Raw genomic sequence first — 18791 nt, 5'->3', positions numbered from 1 at the left:
GGCAAGTTGTTGCATTTAGCGATGAACCGTTCGTTGCCCGTGTCAACCGTTGGTTCACGACGCAATATCTTCCTTCTTTTTCTTCGCTTTTTGCCAGTACGTTTGGAACCAATCAGAATTAAACACGCGGTCAAACACCGTACTAATGATGAGACCGTGCAGCATAACACCGAGGATTGAATAGATGACGGTGATGATAATGCCGATGAGCGTTTCAGGTTCAAAGCCCGCCGCATAGAAGACAACAACGGAAAAGAAGCTCACGTAGATCGTTTCAAAAAATGAAGAAAGCTCACTTTCCGCAACGTAAAGAGGGATGACAAGCAATAAGATGAACAGCGTTGCCCCACCTAACACGACGTACAGTTTTTGCTTTTTCAAAAACTTAATAAGTGGCATTGTGTAGTATTTCGTAATGGTTTTCAGTCGCAGAAGATGCAAGATTCTTGCGAACCTCGCCAACTGAAAAATCGCGTCTAGCGGTATGGCAGCCACAACAATAAGCGGGTTTGCCTTCAGGAACTCCACACGATCTTCACTTTTTATAATACGCACGAGGAAATCAACAAAAAACGCCGCCCACGTTCCCCACACAATATAATCGTCCACGCCCGTATTTACCCAAAGCGTCGACACCGAAAAAGCGGCAAGAAAGAACATGCCGATCTCATAGGCAATCTGAACATTTGGCTTTCCTCCGCTGCCCGTCATTCGCTAACCACCTTGTAAATGTCTCCTGTTATCATATCATAATCTTCTGATTACAATGGGATACGGCCATAATCCCTTAAGGGATTGTGGCCGTATCAGTTATTCTTCACTTGTGAGGATCCGATCAATAAACAATGCCATTTGACCGCGGTTCACAATTTCACGTGGTCGGAATCGTCGGTCTTCGGTTTGGGTAATTCCATGCTCCGTTAAAATTAAAATGTTTTCTCGGTGTACATCTGAGCTGTCGTTCAAGTCAATCACTTCTGGATTCCCTTCGAGCGACTCCAAGTCAAAGGCTCTGACGAGCACACTCGCCATTTGCTCTCTCGTCAAACCTGCGCCAGCGTTAAAAGTCGTATTGTTTTGTTGACCGACCATAATGCCTGTTTCTTTCATGACGGTCGCTACATCGGCATACACATTGCTAGCGGTTACGTCAGCGAACGGCGACTCGGTCACCTCTTCTGGGATGGGCAGCTCAAGTGCCCGAGCAATAATGCGAGCCGATTGCCCACGATTCAAGGTTTGCGACCGTCGATACGTGCCGTCAGAATACCCAGTTAGAATTCCTTGTGCAGTTAAATTCATAATGGCATCGTATGCATGTGTACCTGGAGGCACATCTGAAAACAATTGTTGTTGCACGAGTGCAGAGCCACCACCACGGCGCTCGGCCTCTGCTGCTGCACTCACACGACCATCTTCATGAAAAGCAATGCCTGTCGCCGCTCCGATTTCGTGCAGACCTTCTCGAACGATATGACCCCGATCTTCTAACGCCTTTCTAAGGTCAGAGGTTTCCCTTCCATACCGGCCTTCGTATTCGGTGTGAGCGTTAAAATTATTTCTTTGTGTAATTCTCGGCTCTTCAATTGCTTCGGTGAGCGACATGTCCCGATCTAAGTGATTCATTAAGATTTGGGTGACCGTCGTGATGATTGTGTCGCTACCCGGTGCGCCAACGGTGACGACAGGATCCCCGTCTTTCATCACAATCGTTGGGCTCATGCTACTGAGTGTTCTCATCCCTGGCTGCGGGTAGTTCGGGTGAGTTGGGTGTTCAGTAGGTATGCGGTTGTACGCGTCGTTGTTTAATAGAAATCCGTACCCAGGCACTATCATGCCGTTGCCACCGATCGACACGATCGTATTCGTATAACTGACGACATTTCCTTCGGCGTCCGATGTGGCTAAATGTATTGTCGATTCATCGCTTCGTTCTTCTTCAATTTCAAATCCATCCGCTTCTTCATCAGGTAACTCTTGGGGCTCTGCCGGTTCTGCTTCTTGTTCGGAGCGAAGCGTGCGGACACGGTCACTGTCTAATGAGCGGACATTCACACCATCTAACGTAAACTGCTGCGTATTATCGTAACTAAAGTTGATCGCACTGAGCATGAACCGGCCCGGTTGGTTGATCGTCGTTGGTTCGCTCAACCTCGAAGACAGCGTCCACTCCCGAGGCTCCTCTTCCCCAAATACCCAAGCTTTTGCATACAAGTGATTGTTCGTATGAACGAACGCAAGCTCATGATCGCGATCCTCTAAAGCATAAGAAGTCGTTTGCAATGTATGGCTCGTCCCATCAACAATGCTAAACAGACGGATTTCATCCCGGTCCAGACGCAGTTCTAGTCCGTAACCATTCTCAGGTTGACTCGCTCCAGACTGCCAAACGTCACCGGCTAAAAATAGCCGCAATCGCTGGTCGCTATCGGTATGGTCGGCATTTACGGTTAAGCGAACCTCCTGCTCATACGAAGGCTCTACATTCGCCGCTGCCCTTCCATACGCACTACCGCGTGTCGGCAAACGTTCTGATAGAGAGATCTCTCCTTGCCCATTTCGCACGTTGAAATCGGCATCAAATGGACTGTTGGCCGGTCCATAATCTAATCGATAGAACGCTTCTTTTGACCATTCTTGTCCGTTTTCCTCATCAAAATCATACGCCAAGTTCGGTGAGCTTTCTAAAACACCTCGTGGGTTACCTGGCGGCACTTGACCGATCGCGGCTCGCTCGCCTAGTTGGCTGTGGCGAAATTGCGTATACCGGTCCGAGAGGAGCTCATTGACAGGGACATCTGAAACCTCCGGGTCCCCTAAATAAGCTCTTCGATCCGCAAACGCATACCGACTGGACTCCAAATAATAATGATACGCGTCCTCTTTGGACATGTTTGATAGGTTTTCATTTTCTAACATGTTCAACATTGAAGCAATCGTCACACCACCACTAGAAGCAGGTGGTGCGCCGTATACATCATATTCACGATAGGTAGAGTGAATCGGCTCCTCTTCAATAATTTCATAATTTGAAAAATCAGCGCTCGTCACATCTCCCGCTAATACGTTCAAACTAGGATTAGAAACCGTTGGGGGTTCATTGATGGTATCTCTCATTGCATCCGCAATCTCTCCATCATAAAATACGCTGGCCCCGTGCTCGGCAATTAATTCATATGAACGAGCCAAGTCACGATTCGTAATCGTATCTCCGGCTGCGGGAACCGAACCACCGTCTAAAAATAAATCACTGGAAGAGGTGAACAGTCGAAACCGATCCGCATGTCGATTCGTTTCACTCACATAATTTGCATCTGCAACAAACCCCGACCTTGCCAATTCAATGGCCGGACTTAGCACATCTTCCATTGGCAAAGAACCGTATTCCTCAATCACATGCTCCCAATGCTTGACCGTACCCGGGATTGAAAAAGCCGCTCCACTACTCGTACGAGTCGCTTGATTGTACAAACTACCCGTTTGCTCATTAAAATATGTACGATCATGAAAAGACGCTGGCGTAACTGGCAAACTATTAATCATAATATGTTCATCTGTCTCTTTTAAGTAAAGGTTCATCACTCCGCCTCCACCAATACCTCCAGAGTACGGGCGGGTAACCCCTTGCATGGCTGCAACTGCAATCGCTGCATCTACAGCATTGCCGCCGTTGTTTAACATATCCATCCCCGCTTGACTCGCATGCTCGTCTTCAGAAGACACCGCCCCGCCAAAGCCTGACATTTCGTGGCCGCTGTTCGCAAGCCCGTGGTCCACTCCAAGCGTGGCACCCATCACACCACCGAGCAATACTAAACTTCCCCACTTTTGATGTCGCCGTTTCATCAAAACCCTCCAATACCTTCCTTAAATTGATGATTAATTCCTATATAGGCATACTATAACAGGTATTATTCCCTAGCAAGTAGAAAAAAATGGTCGATTATTAGGAATATATATCGTCTCCAGTCCGTTAAATTAACGATTTTGAGGGACAAAAAACCCATCATAGACGTACCTAGATGGGTTGCAATAATGAAATTCACTAGTTCTTGATGTTGAAATTGCATCAAACCTCATTTCTTTCGCTCGGCGTAAGTAGTTCTACGACCTTTTTTGTCATATAGGAAAACGAGACGTCAGCATGAGTCATGCTGACGTCTCGTTCGTTTTATCATCGGCACCAGATGTGCCGATGATGGTTGCTAGCTCTTGAGGTTTACATGGACAAACAGAGTGAATAGTTCTGCAGCACAGAAACAAACGTTCATAGATCGCCCAGAGTGAGGGAAGCAATAGTGCTCTATAGCGATCTGAAGTGATCTGTATATGTTGAACGAAAGCATCTCCTAAAGAATCGGTGTCGGCTTAGTCAAATGGGAACTGTACTCGAGTTGCGGTCGATCAGTTCTCAAGTTGGGGGAAATCGCTGGAAAAGTGGGCTATTCACATAAACTAGGGAACAGAATGAGCGAACTCGGTAACAGATTACCGGGTCACGTGTACATCCCCGAGCCGAAGTACCCACAAGACGTCGGCGCGAGCCACGCCGAACCGAGTGCGGTTTCGTTTCGGCCCCGCTGGGGCCGACGTGTCGTTGGCACTTCAGCCTGGAATCTGCGCTCCAGTTCGAACAAACTGCGCAGGAGTTTGGCGGATTGAGCGCAGATGAGGGAAACTAGCGCGCAAAAGGCTGATTTCACCCGCATCGGGTGAAATCAGCCTTTTTACCGCGATCTAGATCGCCGATCTCCTATAAATCACCAAATGTTATACAGCTAGAAGTATATCTGAGCAAACACTACCTCAACAATGGTTGAGAGCAGATACAAGCTCAAAATCAGACTTCTTCATATAGATGGTTTTTTGTTCATGTCTATTCTTGATCTTCTTCAATCGGATCTAAGCTTGCTTGAAACGCTTCGTCTCGAAATTCAATTGCTGTTTCAAACATGTACGTTCGAAGGGACACAGCTCGCTCATTGATCATGGAGCGAATGTATGCCCCATTGACACGATAGCCTTCTTCTTCAAGCTGATCGGTTAAATGGCGTAGACGATCTTGTTCTTCTCTCGTTCGTTCATTCATCTCATCTTGCCGTTCCCTGGAATCATCGATATGTTCCATTTGCTGTGCCCGCTTGTCTTCGATGAATTCAACTTGCCAGTCTCTCCACGCTTGAATCGTGTAGATCGACGCTTCCTGAATTACACGCTGGAAGCCTTCGACTTCCTCCACGTGTGTAAATGTGCCTTCACTGCTAGATGCAACGCTCTCAAGAGCTTCCCGTTCATTCGGGTCGACGTTGTACCCAATTACATGGACGACAGCATCTAACATTTCAGCTGCATGAGCCGGATCGCCACCACACGTATCCGCACCGGAAGCAACGACATACACGATTGTTTTTTCATAATCACTGTAATGAACTTCAACTTCATTCAGTGCGCTAGAGAGCGGAACTGACGCCCCAGGCTCAATGCCAACCCCCTCCTGAAGTAGACGCTCATCGTAACTGTCAAGCGGATGAATCTCATGAATACTGTCGCAAGAACGTTCGCCACTCTCTGCTTCCGCGCCGTAGCTCAAGAGGGATACATTTGTATCGTCCGGCATGTCCTGCATGAAATCTTGTAAAAGCCCTAATACTTCATCGTCAGCATCCGTGCCGATGTTGGCATCGTAAAGCAAGTGGATGTTCACTTGCATGCCTTCATCCATCAAGTTTGCCCCTACAGATGCAATTTCTGATTGAATCTCATCGAATTGCATGAAATACGTGTAATCGTCTCGGTAATCAAAAGCTGCAAGGTCCAACATCTGATAGAATAGTTCTTCATCTGACACTCCTAAATCCGCAGACTCTCTTAGTATTTCAAGCACTTCTTCATCATCAAAGTCTTCTGTATGATAATCACCAGGTTCTGCCTGCATCCATTCTGCAGGAGATGTGCTCGTAAAGCGATCAAATGAGCCAAAGTCATATGAATGTTCATCAATTTCTTCCTGCTCTTCAGGTTCAAATTGTTCTTCTTCAACGGTACAGGCAGCAAGCATGGCTGCACAACCCATCAATAGTAGAAAGCGTTTCACTTGCTCGTTCACCTGCCTCGTCTGAGCATTATCAACTTGATTCTATACGAAAACGTGTTCAGAATCTACTCTATCTGGAAATTCATTTCCTGCCATCTTTTGCAATGTATGTGATCAAACGCTCTTTATTCCTCGTGTAGCTTCACCATTCTAACGTCTATAATACACTCGTTTCGTTTCATCATATTCTGCCTCTTCCACAAACGCAAATTCATCAATAATTTCTTGAGATGGTTTTTTACCTAGCAAACTAACGATTACTATGGCCAAACTACCGAGCAAAAATCCAGGTACGAGTTCATACAAATCAAACAGACCCCCTTGGAACTGCGACCAGATAATTACTGTGAGTCCACCGGTTGTAATACCCGCTACCGCTCCCCACACCGTCATCCGCCTCCAAAACAAACAGAACAGCATTACGGGTCCGAATGCAGCGCCAAATCCTCCCCATGCATACTCAACAAGTTCCAACACGGTATTATCTGAGTCGAACCCGAGTATCATGGCCACGAGTGCAATGAGGACAACCCCAAACCTACCAATCCAAACAAGTTCTTTTTGAGACGCTTTTGGGCGAATGAACCCTTTATAGAAATCTTCAGCAAGCGCACTCGAAGAGACGAGCAGTTGCGAGTCAACCGTGCTCATAATTGCCGAAAGAATTGCCGCAAGCAGAAATCCAGCAACCCAAGGGTTAAAAAGCACTTGGCTAAAAATAATGAATACAGTCTCGTGGTTATCTAGAGGTGTACCCGCTCCGATTCCATCAAAATAGGCAATACCAAGAACGCCAACAAAGATTGCACCAAAAAGGGAAATGACCATCCACGTCATTCCGACGAGACGCCCCGTAGGTACGTCACGCTCCGAGCGAATCGCCATAAATCTTGTAATAATGTGAGGTTGACCGAAGTAACCAAGCCCCCAGCCGAGCAAAGAAACGATTGCAATTACCGACGTTCCGGCAAAAGCGTCCAAATATTCTGGATTAATCTCCGCGACAGAAGTGACTGCCGAGTCCCAACTCCCAATCTCATAAACGGCTACAATCGGCACTATTACAAGTGCAAGGAGCATGAGCGTGCCTTGAAAGAAGTCCGTATAACTAATCGCCAAAAACCCTCCGAGAAATGTATACGAAACAATGGCAATCGTGCCGATAATTAGCGCCACTTCATAATCCCAATTAAACGTTCCAGAGAACAATACTGCCCCGCCAACTAACCCTGAGGACGTGTAAAACGTAAAGAATAAAAGAATAAAAAATGCCGAAACGACACGTAGAATTCTAGTATTGTCACGAAAGCGGTTTTCAAGAAAGTCTGGTAAAGTAATGGCGTTATTTGCAATTTGTGTATACCGGCGTAGCCGTTTCGCTAAAAACTGCCAGTTTAAGTATGCACCAATCGTTAGCCCGATCGGCAACCAGATTTCACTCAGCCCGTTTAAGTAGATCGTCCCTGGCAATGCGATGAGCATCCAGCTACTCATATCTGATGCCCCAGCGCTTAAAGCAGCGACCCAACCATTTAAACTCCGCCCTCCAAGAACATAATCACTCATATTGGACGTAAGGCGGTAAAAGATGATGCCACAGATCGCCATCCCAATAAGGTAAACAATAAACGTAATCAGTGTAGGAATCTCGATACCACCCATTAAGTTTCACCCCTCTTCCAAAAATAATAACTAATTGCAGATAGCACAATGGTGAGTGGCATTGGTATGACTAACCATAACGCCGTTGCCAACGGCAGCCCGAACATCTCCATACGTTCACCCCTTCGTTTTTGTTTATTTTAACAGAAAATTACAACAAAATCGCAGTTTGATTTTCCTTCCCTCTGTTTCTGATAAAGTAGACATGAAAAGGGGGACCTTGAATGCGAATCGAAGTCATTACACTCAATCATGAAGATACGAAGCAAGCCGCCCAGTTGGGGGCAGACCGTGTTGAGCTCGTTAGCGCAATGGCTGAAGGAGGATTGACGCCGAGTTACGGGACAGTAAAACATGCATTGCAAACAGCTGCAATTCCTGTTCAAGTGATGATTCGACCACACAGCCACGGATTTGTGTATACGAAAACCGATTGGGACATCATCCGAGATGACATCGACATGGTCCGTTCATTAGGTGGACGCCGCATCGTCTTTGGCTGTACGACTGAAGGTGGACAAATCGATGAAACCCTATTAAACAAGGTGTTGGAAAGGGCTGATGGATTTGATATTACCTTCCACCGTGCCTTTGACACCCTTCGCTCTCAACAAGAAGGATACGTGCTTCTAAATAAATACAAAAAACAAATCGCTAGAATTCTCACATCTGGAGGAGAGCAGAAAGCAAAAGATGCCATCCCCCAACTCCAACAATTGATTGCCAAGTCAAAACAATTAAATGGCCCTACCATACTCGTCGGTAGTGGAATCAAACCCGAAGAGCTCCCAAACCTTCACAGGGAACTGTGTGCAGAAGAATACCATCTCGGAACCGGAGTAAGACAAGATGGAAATATGCACCTTCCCATTGATCCCGAGAAAATGAAGATGATGAATCACTCCCTAAAAAAATGAGAGCGCGGTGCGAAATCACCGCGCTCTCATTTTTGTGATCGGATCGATTCAGTATCATTAGCGTGTATATTTTTTGTTAGTACTCGGTCAGAATTTATCCGCTTACTGGAGGGTGTTGAATCTTTTTAGAAAACACCTTTTTTATGAGAGGCAAGGTTAAGGCTAGTAAGGCAAGCCCTAGCAAAGTTGCACTTATGGGTCTGTTTATAAATATGGATAAGTCCCCTCCAGCCATAAGTAACCCTCTTCTAAACTCTTCCTCTGCGATTGGACCTAGTACGACGCCTAATATAATGGTTGCAAGCGGGAATTTAATTCGATCGAAATAAAACCCAATAAGACCAAACAACAACATAATCCATACATCAAACATGGAATTTCTCACTGCAAATGTGCCAATAACACATAATAATAGAATGACTGGCCCCATTATTGAATAAGGAATGTTCATGATCTTTGAAAAGATCATAATAAATGGTCTTGCGAAAATAATCATAAGGAGATTAATAATTAACATGCTAATGATGATTGTGTATACGAGTTGCGGCTCATTTGTAAACAGCATCGGTCCAGGTTGCAGTCCATGCATGACGAATGCCCCGAGTATAACGGCTGTTGTTGCTCCTCCAGGCAGACCTAATGACAGCAATGGAACCATTGCACTTACCGCTGCACTATTGTTTGCAGATTCCGGAGCAGCAATTCCTTCTGGTGCTCCTTTTCCAAATTTTTCTGGATGTTTTGACCAACGAACCGCCTCACTGTAACTCAACATCGCTGCTGTTGTTGCCCCTACACCTGGCAATACTCCTATTGCTGATCCTAATAAAGATGAACGTGTGAGGGTTGTTGATATTTTTTTGATAATGGGAAAATCAAAGATTTTCGTTTTGAATTTTTGGAATGTATCCTTAATTGAATGATCATCTCGGCTTCGGCGTAATACCTCAGAGACCGCAAACAAACCAGCAAGAATTGGAATGAAATCAACACCACTTAACAAGGGAGCGCTTTCAAAAGTGAACCTTGGAATTCCAGACAAAGGATCCATTCCGATTGTTGCTATAAATAGCCCAATCGTTACGCCAATAACACCACGTATTAAATCCCCTCCGCTTAGCGTTGCTACAACAGTTAGTCCTAATATAGCTAAGGCAAAATATTCGGGAGCTGAAAATTGCAAAGCGAATGTTGCTAGCACCGGAGCTAAAAAAATAAGAAATATCGCACCTACCATACCACCTGTTGCAGAACTGAGTACGGCAATGCCTAGAGCTTGTCCTGCTTTACCTTGTTGTGTCATTGGATACCCATCAAATACTGTAGCTACTGACTCAGGCGTTCCTGGAGTTCGGAACAAAATTGCAGTAATCATACCAGAGAATACACATGCCACATAAACCGTTGTTAAAAGGATAAAAGCTGAGATGGGCTCCATTCCATATGTAATCGGCAAAACAATTATAATTAACATTGTTCCGCTTACACCAGGCAAAGCTCCACCGATAAATCCAACGAATACCCCGATGAGTAACACGAGAAAATGCTGGGGTTCAACTATTGATTGTAAGCCAAGCATTAAACCTTCTAGCATTGCTGCCTCCTTTCTATTGCCCGTGCATACGTACTTAATAGATTAAGAAACTAAATGACCTGAAAAAACCTATTCCTCTAGGAAGCGGAATATTAAACCCGTATAAAAACAAAAGTACAGCAGCACCGTGACTAATGAGTGAGGTAAGTAACAAATATCGAATCTTTGTCATTCCAAGCACAAGTGCAAGTAGAATGATAAATAGCGGAGTGGCTACCAAAAAACCGATGAGTGGCATCGCAAGTGTGTACCCTGCAAGAACTGCCATCACAAGCCAATGGTAGTTGGGATTTGCCGGTTTAGATTTAGATTCAGACTCTTCGGGTTCTTCTATATGCCCCTTCGCTCTTTCTCGATACGTCCTTAAAGCTAGTAATATACCCATTAATAGCATGACGAAAAGAATTATCATTGGCCATACACTAGCAGTTATTGTCCCAGCAGATTCTGTATCCGGAAGGTTGAAGGTCATCACAAGAAAAAATATCGACAAAGAAATGACTATGATTGATAAAATGCCGTTATATTTCACAATGCATCCCTCCATTTACAAGTCTTCTAGTATTCTTTCATAGAGCTCCATATCTTGTATAAGCTTCTGTTCATACTGTTCACTATTAAGCCATCCTTCTCGGAAATTCAAGAAAGCGTTTTCTTTATATTGTTCAAAAGTCTTTGTTTTCTGCGCTTCATATAAGACCTCTTCAAGATAAGTAACGATTTCCTCCGGGGTATCTCGATGGATCATTAATCCACGTTCAATCCCATCAGTTAAATTCCATCCATATTCAACTGTCGTTGGTATTTCTGAAAACTCCTCGACCCGCTCATCAGCAAAGATAATTAGTGGCTTTACTTGTTCACTTTCAATATAAGAGTATGCAGGCCCTAATTCTTCTAAAATGACATCCACATGCCCACCAAGTAGATTTGAATGCATGGACCCTGCCCCTTCCATTGGAACATAAGTCATTTCAATGTCCGCTGCCTCCATAAACCGCCTAGCGTTTACCTCATCCATTCCCATTGTCCCTACAGATGCAAATTGAAGTTCGCCTGGGTTTTCATCGGCATAGTCAACCAGCTCATCAATAGACTCAAATGTGCCCTCTCTCACTTGCAATGAATAGATATCACTTTCCACCCGTCCAATTGGCATCAAGGTAGACAAATCATTTTGGTTAATGCCTGCAGCAGTCGTTACAGCAAAGGCAGACATCCCAATGAGTGTGTATCCATCTGCAGGCTGGTTTGCAGCACTTTGTTTAGCAATAACACCTGAGCCACCTTCTTGGTTAATAATATTGAAGTTCACACCCATCAGTTCGCTCATCTCATTTGTTATCGTTCTCGTAAATATGTCGGTGCCCCCACCTGGACCGTGACCGACGTACACATCAATGTCACGATTAGGATAGTTCTCAATATCTCGATCACTTGCATCAGGGGTCACCGTTTCATGAACAAAAGCGCTGGCTATCAATATAATAGAAAATAATGATACGAGTAAAAAGAGTTTCTTACCTTTTTCTGACACGGAAAGCCCCCCTAACTATAGCTGAACAGCCATCTTTAACGCTTCAATTGTAGCGCCTTCATCCGCCTCACCTTTTCCAGCGATATCAAATGCCGTTCCATGAGCTGGTGTCGTTAAAGGAACAGGCAACCCACCACTTATTGTTACTCCTTTATTAAACCCGAGAAGCTTCATTCCTGTTTGTGCTTGATCATGATACATCGCTACGAGGCAATCAAACGGGTCTTTTTTCCTTCGTACGAAAAGGGTGTCCGCTGGATAGGCGCCTCTGATATTTAATCCTTCGCTTTTTGCCCGATCCACTTCAGGTTGTATGACTTCGATCTCCTCTTGACCTAGCATGCCGCCATCGCCAGCATGAGGATTTAATGCAGCAACTGCAATTCTAGGGTTTGAGTACCCTGCCTTTTCCAATGTTTCATTTGCAAAACGTATCGTCCATGCCACTTTTTCTTTTGTTACAAGGTCCGATACTTCTTTTAAAGAGACATGAGATGTTACGCGCGTTACCCATAGATCGTCCATTTTATTAATTTCACTAAATCCAGTTGTTACGCCAAATAATGTCGCAAAGAAGTGAAGCTCATCTTTAAATTCGTGACCACCTCGATGTAACGCTTCTTTATTTAATGGCGCATACATAATGCTTGAAATGACCCCCTCCTTAGCAATGCGGATGAGGTACTTTAGGCATTCCCCAGCCGCTTTGCCCGCATCAGGTGACAACTCCCCTAATTTGTATGATTCGTCACCTAAAGTAGCCACCTCAATAAAATAGATCGTGCCTGCTTTCGTCTTGGCATCATGAATATCTTGGATAAAGGTCACATTAAGATGCTTACCTGTAATTGCCTCTGCTCGTTCCAAAACTGCACGATCACCTGCAACAATCCACGTAGCTTTCTCTCGAATTTCCTGATGTTGAAACGCTTTGACAACTAACTCTGGGCCTATACCTGCAGCATCACCTAGCGTAATCCCTATTCTTTCATTCATCGCGTTAATCATCTCCTTATCGTTACACATTTGCTTTTTTAAAATATGGTGCATATTGAGCAGCTACCTTTAAACATTCGACCATACTCACTTCACTTGCGACTCCTGTCCCTGCAATATCAAATGCAGTTCCATGATCGACAGAGGTTCTAAGAAAAGGAAGACCATTTGTAATTGAAACGGTTCGCTCAAAATCAGTCATTTTGGCAGCAATGTGACCTTGATCGTGATAAAGAGAAAGGACGGCATCATACTTTCCATGCAATGCTTGGTGAAAGACCGAGTCTGCAGGTACTGGACCAGAAACATCTAACCCATAATTTCTTGCTCGTTCAATTCCAGGACCTATTTCAACAACTTCTTCATCACCAAATAATCCATTTTCACCACTATGTGGATTGAGTCCTGCTACAGCAATCTTGCGTTCTTCAATGCCTAAATGTTGCATCGCTTCGTCACATCTCTTCAAGTAATCAAATACCCTATCACTTGTCATCTGCTCAATCGACTCTTTCAACGACACATGCCGGGTTAAGAAGAAAATTCTCAATGACAAGACTTCAAACATCGTTAGTGGATCCTCAATATCCGCCATTGCTCCGAGCATTTCTGTGTGTCCAATATAAGGAACGCCTGCCGCTTTTAAAGATTCTTTGTTAATTGGGGTTGTTGCTAGAGCGGCTGCTTTACCTTCTTTTGTTAGTCGCACAGATTTTTCGATGTATTCATAGGCAGCCTGCCCACATTGTGCCTGTACTTCTCCCTGGACCAACGATGAGAAATCCAAATTTTCAATATGGATAATGTTTAAGTATTGATCTTTAAACTTCCCATCTTCGACTGTTTCAATCTGGTGAATGTTGAGGTTTACATTCGTTTGTTCGATGGCTTGTTCCATCACTTGACGGTGTCCGACAACTACTGGTCTACATACTGTTTGTACTTCGGGACTGTTCACAGCTTTAGCCGTAATTTCAGGACCTATACCTGCTGCATCACCCATAGGTATCACAATAATTGGTAAATTCATTCGATAACCTCCATATCCTCTTCTTTATTCGCTTCAACTTCCAGTCTTCTTACACAAGTATCGATAACGTCTAACTCTCCTACTGAACCACCCTTAGTAATGACTCTTAGTCCATCTAAATCTCCACCAGTAAGCTGTGCAAGGGCAGTGAGAGGGGCGATTTGTTGTTGCAGTCTCAACCCATCCGCTCCTGATATTTTACATAGTGCTGCAGTAAAGTCTCCACCACTCGTGAAACAACCTCGTATCGATGGATTTTCACTCAATAGTTTGTATGCAAACATGGCAAATCCGCTTGTAATTCTTTGAGAAATATGTTCAACACTTTGCTGGTGCTGTTCAGCATACTCTTGTAGTGATAGTCGTCGTTCACCTGGTACAATCGTTGTCGTAACAACAATATCTTGAGTTATTAACAAGCGATGGATTCGTTGAGCTTGTTCTGATATAAACTCGTATTCACACGGTTCCAAAAACCACTTCGGGTTTACAACAATAGGCTCTAGTTTTCGATCGTTACAAAATTTGTTCATTTGGGCTTCAATTAACTGATTTGCACTGCCAATACACACCATTTGTTTTGGAGGTTTTTCAATATTCATTAACAACTTTGATTTCATAAAATGATACGTTAGTGGGCCAGGATCGAACGGATACATCGGTAGATTACACAATGTCATTGCTTTAGCTATGGTTGTAATGTGTTCATTTGTAACTGCGTCAACAATAACAATTCTTTGCTCTTTCTCTGGTAATTTCCGAAATTGATTTGCGAGACTTTCAGCCCCTTTCTCAACTTCTTGTAACTGGACATGGGCTGTCGCCTCAACTGTTTGAGCGTGGATGATTGATGAAATGCTTGAATCTTTGATTGGCGTTGTTGGGTCATCACCTACACTTGTTTGATGCATTAACTGACCATGAACATACAATAATCCATCCCGGACTGTTCTACCCGAGTCGGGAAAGCTTGGAACGATGACAACAATTGATTGCTCTCCAAACTGCAACAGCCACTCCGCCGCTTCAGCACCCACATTCCCACGCATTGTACTGTCAATACGGTTAGCGAAGTAAGAGATTTCATTTGCTCGATATGTGTGAATCATTTCTTGTAACTTACTTCTAGCGACAACAGGCGAACTCTGTCGACTGTTTGTATCAACCATCGTTACGTCAACACTTGAATTTAGACTATGTTCAGACCAGTGGAATTTCGTTTCCACCCTAAACCCAGTCTCTGCAAACAAAGCTCCACAAGCGTTTGCTCCTGTTAAATCGTCAGCAATAACCACTAGCTCCATATCAGATCTCCTCCGACGCTACCTCCATATTCATTCTCTCGGAATATTCTTCCATCTTCATTTCCGATAGTTGTTTATCCGTAATCGCTTGACCGACCATATTTAGAGGACATACACTAGCAAATGATTTTTGATCAAATTTAGTAGAATCTGCTACTAAAATCGTTAACTCCGCAGCATTAATCATTTTCTTCTTAATACTTGCCTTCTCCAAAGTAGGCGCAGTAATTCCTGCTTTAGGATGAATGGCATGGGCACCTAAGAAGAAAATGTCTGCATGTACATCTTCTAGAAACCTCTCAGCAGCCGGACCCGTGCATGCACCTACCCCTTGCTGCAACACCCCACCAGTTAAAATGACTTCTAGTGGCTCATTCATACATTCCATCGCTGATGTAATATCATTTGTAATGACGGTTAAATCCCCTCTGTGCTTAATTCTTCGGATAATCTCTAGAGTCGTTGTACCGGAATCCATGATAATACGAGCGTGATCAGGGATATATTGAACAGCCAAAGATGCAATTTTTTTCTTTTCCTCTATATGTTTTGATGCTTTATTCATATAAGGAACTTCTGACACTAACTCTTTAACAGGAACTGCCCCGCCGTGCACTCTTATAAGCTGTCCTTGTTTTTCTAGTTCAGTTAAGTCTCTACGAATTGTCATTGCAGAAACATTTAATTTCAGAGCTAAGTCCTCGATTTCTACCTTTTCCTTATTGTTTGTAAGACTAATAATTTGTCTTTTGCGCTCATCAGCATGCATATGTACACCTCTGAAAGTTAATTTCTAACACAATTATTGTTCATTTATAACATTAATGTCAATAATTTTTTAAATAAATTGTTCAAAATTAACAAAAATCACTATAGGAAATCCTCCTGTAGTGATTTTTCATTTGACTTCATTCACATGATTCGCAAGGGCAATCGTTATTACAAAAACAGATGGATATTGAACTGGATAAAATGACAGTACCGCTTACATCAGGTGGGTTGACCGTGTTGTACCTTGCATACAGGACGAGATCTCCGGTCGTTCCTTCTGGAATGACTGTCACTTGGTTTCCTAATGCGTCAAACCATCCGATAAATTGAAGCCCTTCTACGGGTTCTGGATCTTGTAAGACGATCGGCAAGTCGTCTGCAGTATAAGAGTTAGGATTCGGGTTTCTTCCAATGACACCGATATACGTAATTCTAAATGGTCCAACCATTGGGTTGAATACGAGCACAATTTGATTATCGATCAATGCTACTTGCCAGTCTTCAAACCCCGCTGGTGGTTTGATGAATCGATTAGCATCTTCTTGTGTGAGAACAGGGTAAGAGGGCGTTGCAACCCCGACGACAATGGGACTGTTGGCCGGATCAGGAGCCACATAATCCGATTCGTTTAGTTGGATAACCGCATTAGGTGAAAGTGGGGCTGTTAGTTGAACGACATTGTCTGCGGATTCAATAAACACTCCGTCAGGGACGAAAAGTGCATCTTGACCATTTAACGTGCCAGCATTGTAAATTCCTGGGGCAAGAGGTGCATTATTCGAACCAAACGGTCCAAAGTTACTCGTTCCAACGAAATTTAACGTACCCGCGTTAAAGATGGCCCCGCCTTGCACAGACGCAGTGTTTCCAAAGATCTCACTATTCTGTAATGTGAGGCTTCCTCCGTTATTAAACACTGCACCACCCGTGCTCGCCGTGTTTACAGCTGCTTGAAGGTTTGTGGCACTCACACTTGCATCACTGTTTATGAACAACCCTCCACCTTCTCCATTTGCCTGATTGCTAAACAAAATATCTGCATTTGATTGTAGTACAGCAACCACATTTACAAATATTGCTGCCCCTTGCGGGGCTTGATTATTTTCAAAAGTGTTGTTTGAAGTTGCTGCTGCGCTGTCAACATTCATAAACAACCCAGCCCCCGCTGAAGTTGCTTGATTTTCTTCAAATCGGTTATTTTCAAGTACGAGTGAAGAATTCAAATTTATAAATACACCGCCTCCAAACGGTGCTTGATTTCCTCGAAATATACTCGTTGTGATCGTTGCTGCACTTTCAGCATTCAAGTAAATACCTGAGCCATTTAAGGTTGCAACATTATTTGAAAATCCACTACCCGATACGGTTAATGATGTTCTCGGATTAATGAAAATTGCTCCACCATCGGCAGCGGTGTTGTCAATAAACTGACAATCCGTAATAACAGCCGTTATATCTGTATTTAAGAAAAAAGCGCCTCCGTTAATTCCGGCTACATTTTGTGCAAATATCGTTCGTGTACACTGGAAATTTGTGAACTCATTCATAAACAAAGCTCCACCGTTGCCCCCAGATTCGTTTCCACTAATTATGCAATCTGTAAGCGTAAGGCTACTGTTTGGGACGGTGACATAGATGGTCCCTGCTTCAATTGGTGAAAAACAATTAAAAATCGTCACTCCGTTCAATATTGCGCTAGTCCCCTGCACGAGAAGCGCGGCTCCTCTCGTGCTAGAAGTAGAATTTCGCAACGTTACTGCGCCCATCACAACCGGACCTAAAGCTCTTACTAGTGTTGTAGACGTAACCTCTTGCCCGTCTAAGACAAGTGCATTAACCGTCAGTTGTCCAGAATTTGTAACGAAAAAAACGTCTCCTGTAAATGCAGAGGAACGAGTAATCGTTATATTTGGATTTGCTCCTTGAATCTCCACTGAATAATTGACAGTGGCTGTACTAGTCGCTACCAGGTCATTCGCCACTATGATTACCGGAATACCAGCGGCAAGGGCTGCAAGTAAATCTGCATACGTTGTTACAATCATAACAATTCCTCCTTTCTATTGTTCTAGTTAGTTCTGTAACTATGCTATGCACCCTTACGTAATATTCTTGTGTTCCTACCCGCTTTGGAGGTAATTACACGAGAAAAGGCCGGGAGTGAAAAAATGATAGAAAAGCAATCTTTGTAAATCGAATAAAAGAAATATGTAATGAAGGAAGAAATATCGACTGATAAAGCTCATAGTTCATCGTCAAGAACTCACAACAGATCGTAGCAATGAATGTCTTCTACAACCATGTTGCTCAAAATCCTATCCCTGTCATTGACTGATTATGTTCATACATAGAGTTCAATACCACAACTAAGAACCTCGAGTTGCACAACGTCGCATATTTCATACCGTTGATTAGAACGACGTAGGATTGACGCGCGCGAAAGACGGACCGAATTGTAACTGTTTAGCTACTAACAGAGGGCAATTTGCGAGTGAGTGTCACCGTACTGTTTGTCGCAGTTCATCTTGTTTCACTCCGACATCTTCAGCGCCAATTGTTTTTCATCAATAAGAGGGTTGCAAACAACACGGCGAGCGTTTTCCGGACGGTAAACAGATGTGATTGATAGCTGCCCAACTCGTTCAAGGAATGCTACGGCCTCTCACTCTTTTATGTGACAATACTGGACTTCAGTCAAGAAAGTAGACACTAAAAATTGAGCGCCCAAGTATAAAAGCCTACCGCACTGCGTTTGGTCGATCCTGCGTGGAGGACGTTGAAAATCACAACATCATCCACGCAGGATTTTTGGTCACATTCTGAGTTTTTCAGATTACTGATTCTTTATATTGCTGCTCATACTGCTTGGGTGAAAGATAACCCAAT

At 43.8% G+C, this 18791-nt stretch carries 13 protein-coding genes; 1 reads left to right on the top strand and 12 read right to left on the bottom strand.

Going from position 1 to position 18791, the window contains the following annotated elements; genetic code table 11:
* Positions 1-54: 54 nt before the first annotated feature.
* The 4 genes from ACE1TF_RS03025 to putP form a co-directional block, all read right to left on the bottom strand.
* A complete protein-coding gene (locus ACE1TF_RS03025; RefSeq protein ID WP_375014129.1) occupies positions 55-711 on the bottom strand; it encodes a hypothetical protein in 657 nt (218 codons plus the stop codon).
* A gap of 99 nt (positions 712-810) precedes the next feature.
* Positions 811-3846 carry a gamma-glutamyltransferase gene (locus tag ACE1TF_RS03020; protein ID WP_375014127.1) on the bottom strand — a complete coding sequence of 1012 codons (3036 nt, stop codon included), beginning with the start codon at positions 3844-3846 and terminating at the stop codon, positions 811-813.
* A 1030-nt stretch (positions 3847-4876) separates the two neighbouring features.
* Positions 4877-6094, bottom strand: a complete 1218-nt coding sequence (locus ACE1TF_RS03015) for a vWA domain-containing protein (RefSeq protein WP_042398041.1) — start codon at positions 6092-6094, stop codon at positions 4877-4879.
* A 150-nt stretch (positions 6095-6244) separates the two neighbouring features.
* Entirely contained in the window at positions 6245-7756 is a 1512-nt protein-coding gene (gene putP / locus ACE1TF_RS03010) for a sodium/proline symporter PutP (RefSeq protein WP_375014125.1), read from the bottom strand.
* A 224-nt stretch (positions 7757-7980) separates the two neighbouring features.
* Here putP and ACE1TF_RS03005 point away from each other — a divergent pair, with 224 nt between their 5' ends.
* The gene (locus tag ACE1TF_RS03005) at positions 7981-8673 is read left to right on the top strand and encodes a copper homeostasis protein CutC (RefSeq protein ID WP_375014122.1); all 693 of its coding nucleotides are present in this window, start codon (positions 7981-7983) and stop codon (positions 8671-8673) included.
* Positions 8674-8767: 94 nt separating this feature from the next.
* Here ACE1TF_RS03005 and ACE1TF_RS03000 read toward each other — a convergent pair whose 3' ends face one another.
* From ACE1TF_RS03000 to ACE1TF_RS02965, 8 genes are all read right to left on the bottom strand, one after another.
* Positions 8768-10267 carry a tripartite tricarboxylate transporter permease gene (locus tag ACE1TF_RS03000; protein WP_375014120.1) on the bottom strand — a complete coding sequence of 500 codons (1500 nt, stop codon included), beginning with the start codon at positions 10265-10267 and terminating at the stop codon, positions 8768-8770.
* Between the two features lie 34 nt (positions 10268-10301).
* On the bottom strand, positions 10302-10799 hold the full coding sequence (locus ACE1TF_RS02995) for a tripartite tricarboxylate transporter TctB family protein (protein WP_375014118.1): 498 nt from the start codon (positions 10797-10799) through the stop codon (positions 10302-10304).
* A gap of 15 nt (positions 10800-10814) precedes the next feature.
* Positions 10815-11804, bottom strand: a complete 990-nt coding sequence (locus ACE1TF_RS02990; RefSeq protein WP_375014116.1) for a tripartite tricarboxylate transporter substrate binding protein — start codon at positions 11802-11804, stop codon at positions 10815-10817.
* Between the two features lie 15 nt (positions 11805-11819).
* Positions 11820-12800 carry a PdxA family dehydrogenase gene (locus ACE1TF_RS02985; protein WP_375014114.1) on the bottom strand — a complete coding sequence of 327 codons (981 nt, stop codon included), beginning with the start codon at positions 12798-12800 and terminating at the stop codon, positions 11820-11822.
* 22 nt (positions 12801-12822) lie between these two features.
* Complete coding sequence (gene pdxA, locus ACE1TF_RS02980; protein WP_375014112.1) at positions 12823-13830, bottom strand: 4-hydroxythreonine-4-phosphate dehydrogenase PdxA; 1008 nt, start codon at positions 13828-13830, stop codon at positions 12823-12825.
* Positions 13827-15134: a four-carbon acid sugar kinase family protein gene (locus ACE1TF_RS02975; protein WP_375014110.1), complete on the bottom strand. Its 1308-nt coding sequence runs from the start codon at positions 15132-15134 to the stop codon at positions 13827-13829. Before ACE1TF_RS02975 ends, pdxA begins: the two co-directional genes overlap by 4 nt.
* Before the next feature lies 1 nt (position 15135).
* Positions 15136-15903 carry a DeoR/GlpR family DNA-binding transcription regulator gene (locus ACE1TF_RS02970; RefSeq protein ID WP_375014108.1) on the bottom strand — a complete coding sequence of 256 codons (768 nt, stop codon included), beginning with the start codon at positions 15901-15903 and terminating at the stop codon, positions 15136-15138.
* Positions 15904-16042: 139 nt separating this feature from the next.
* On the bottom strand, positions 16043-17950 hold the full coding sequence (locus tag ACE1TF_RS02965; RefSeq protein ID WP_375014106.1) for a right-handed parallel beta-helix repeat-containing protein: 1908 nt from the start codon (positions 17948-17950) through the stop codon (positions 16043-16045).
* Positions 17951-18791: the final 841 nt, after the last annotated feature.

The organism is Geomicrobium sp. JSM 1781026 (genome assembly GCF_041949955.1).
Classification (GTDB): Bacteria; Bacillota; Bacilli; order Bacillales; family Marinococcaceae; genus Geomicrobium_A.
Note: the sequence above shows the minus strand (reverse complement) of the source record. Positions and strands in the feature narration are given on the sequence as shown.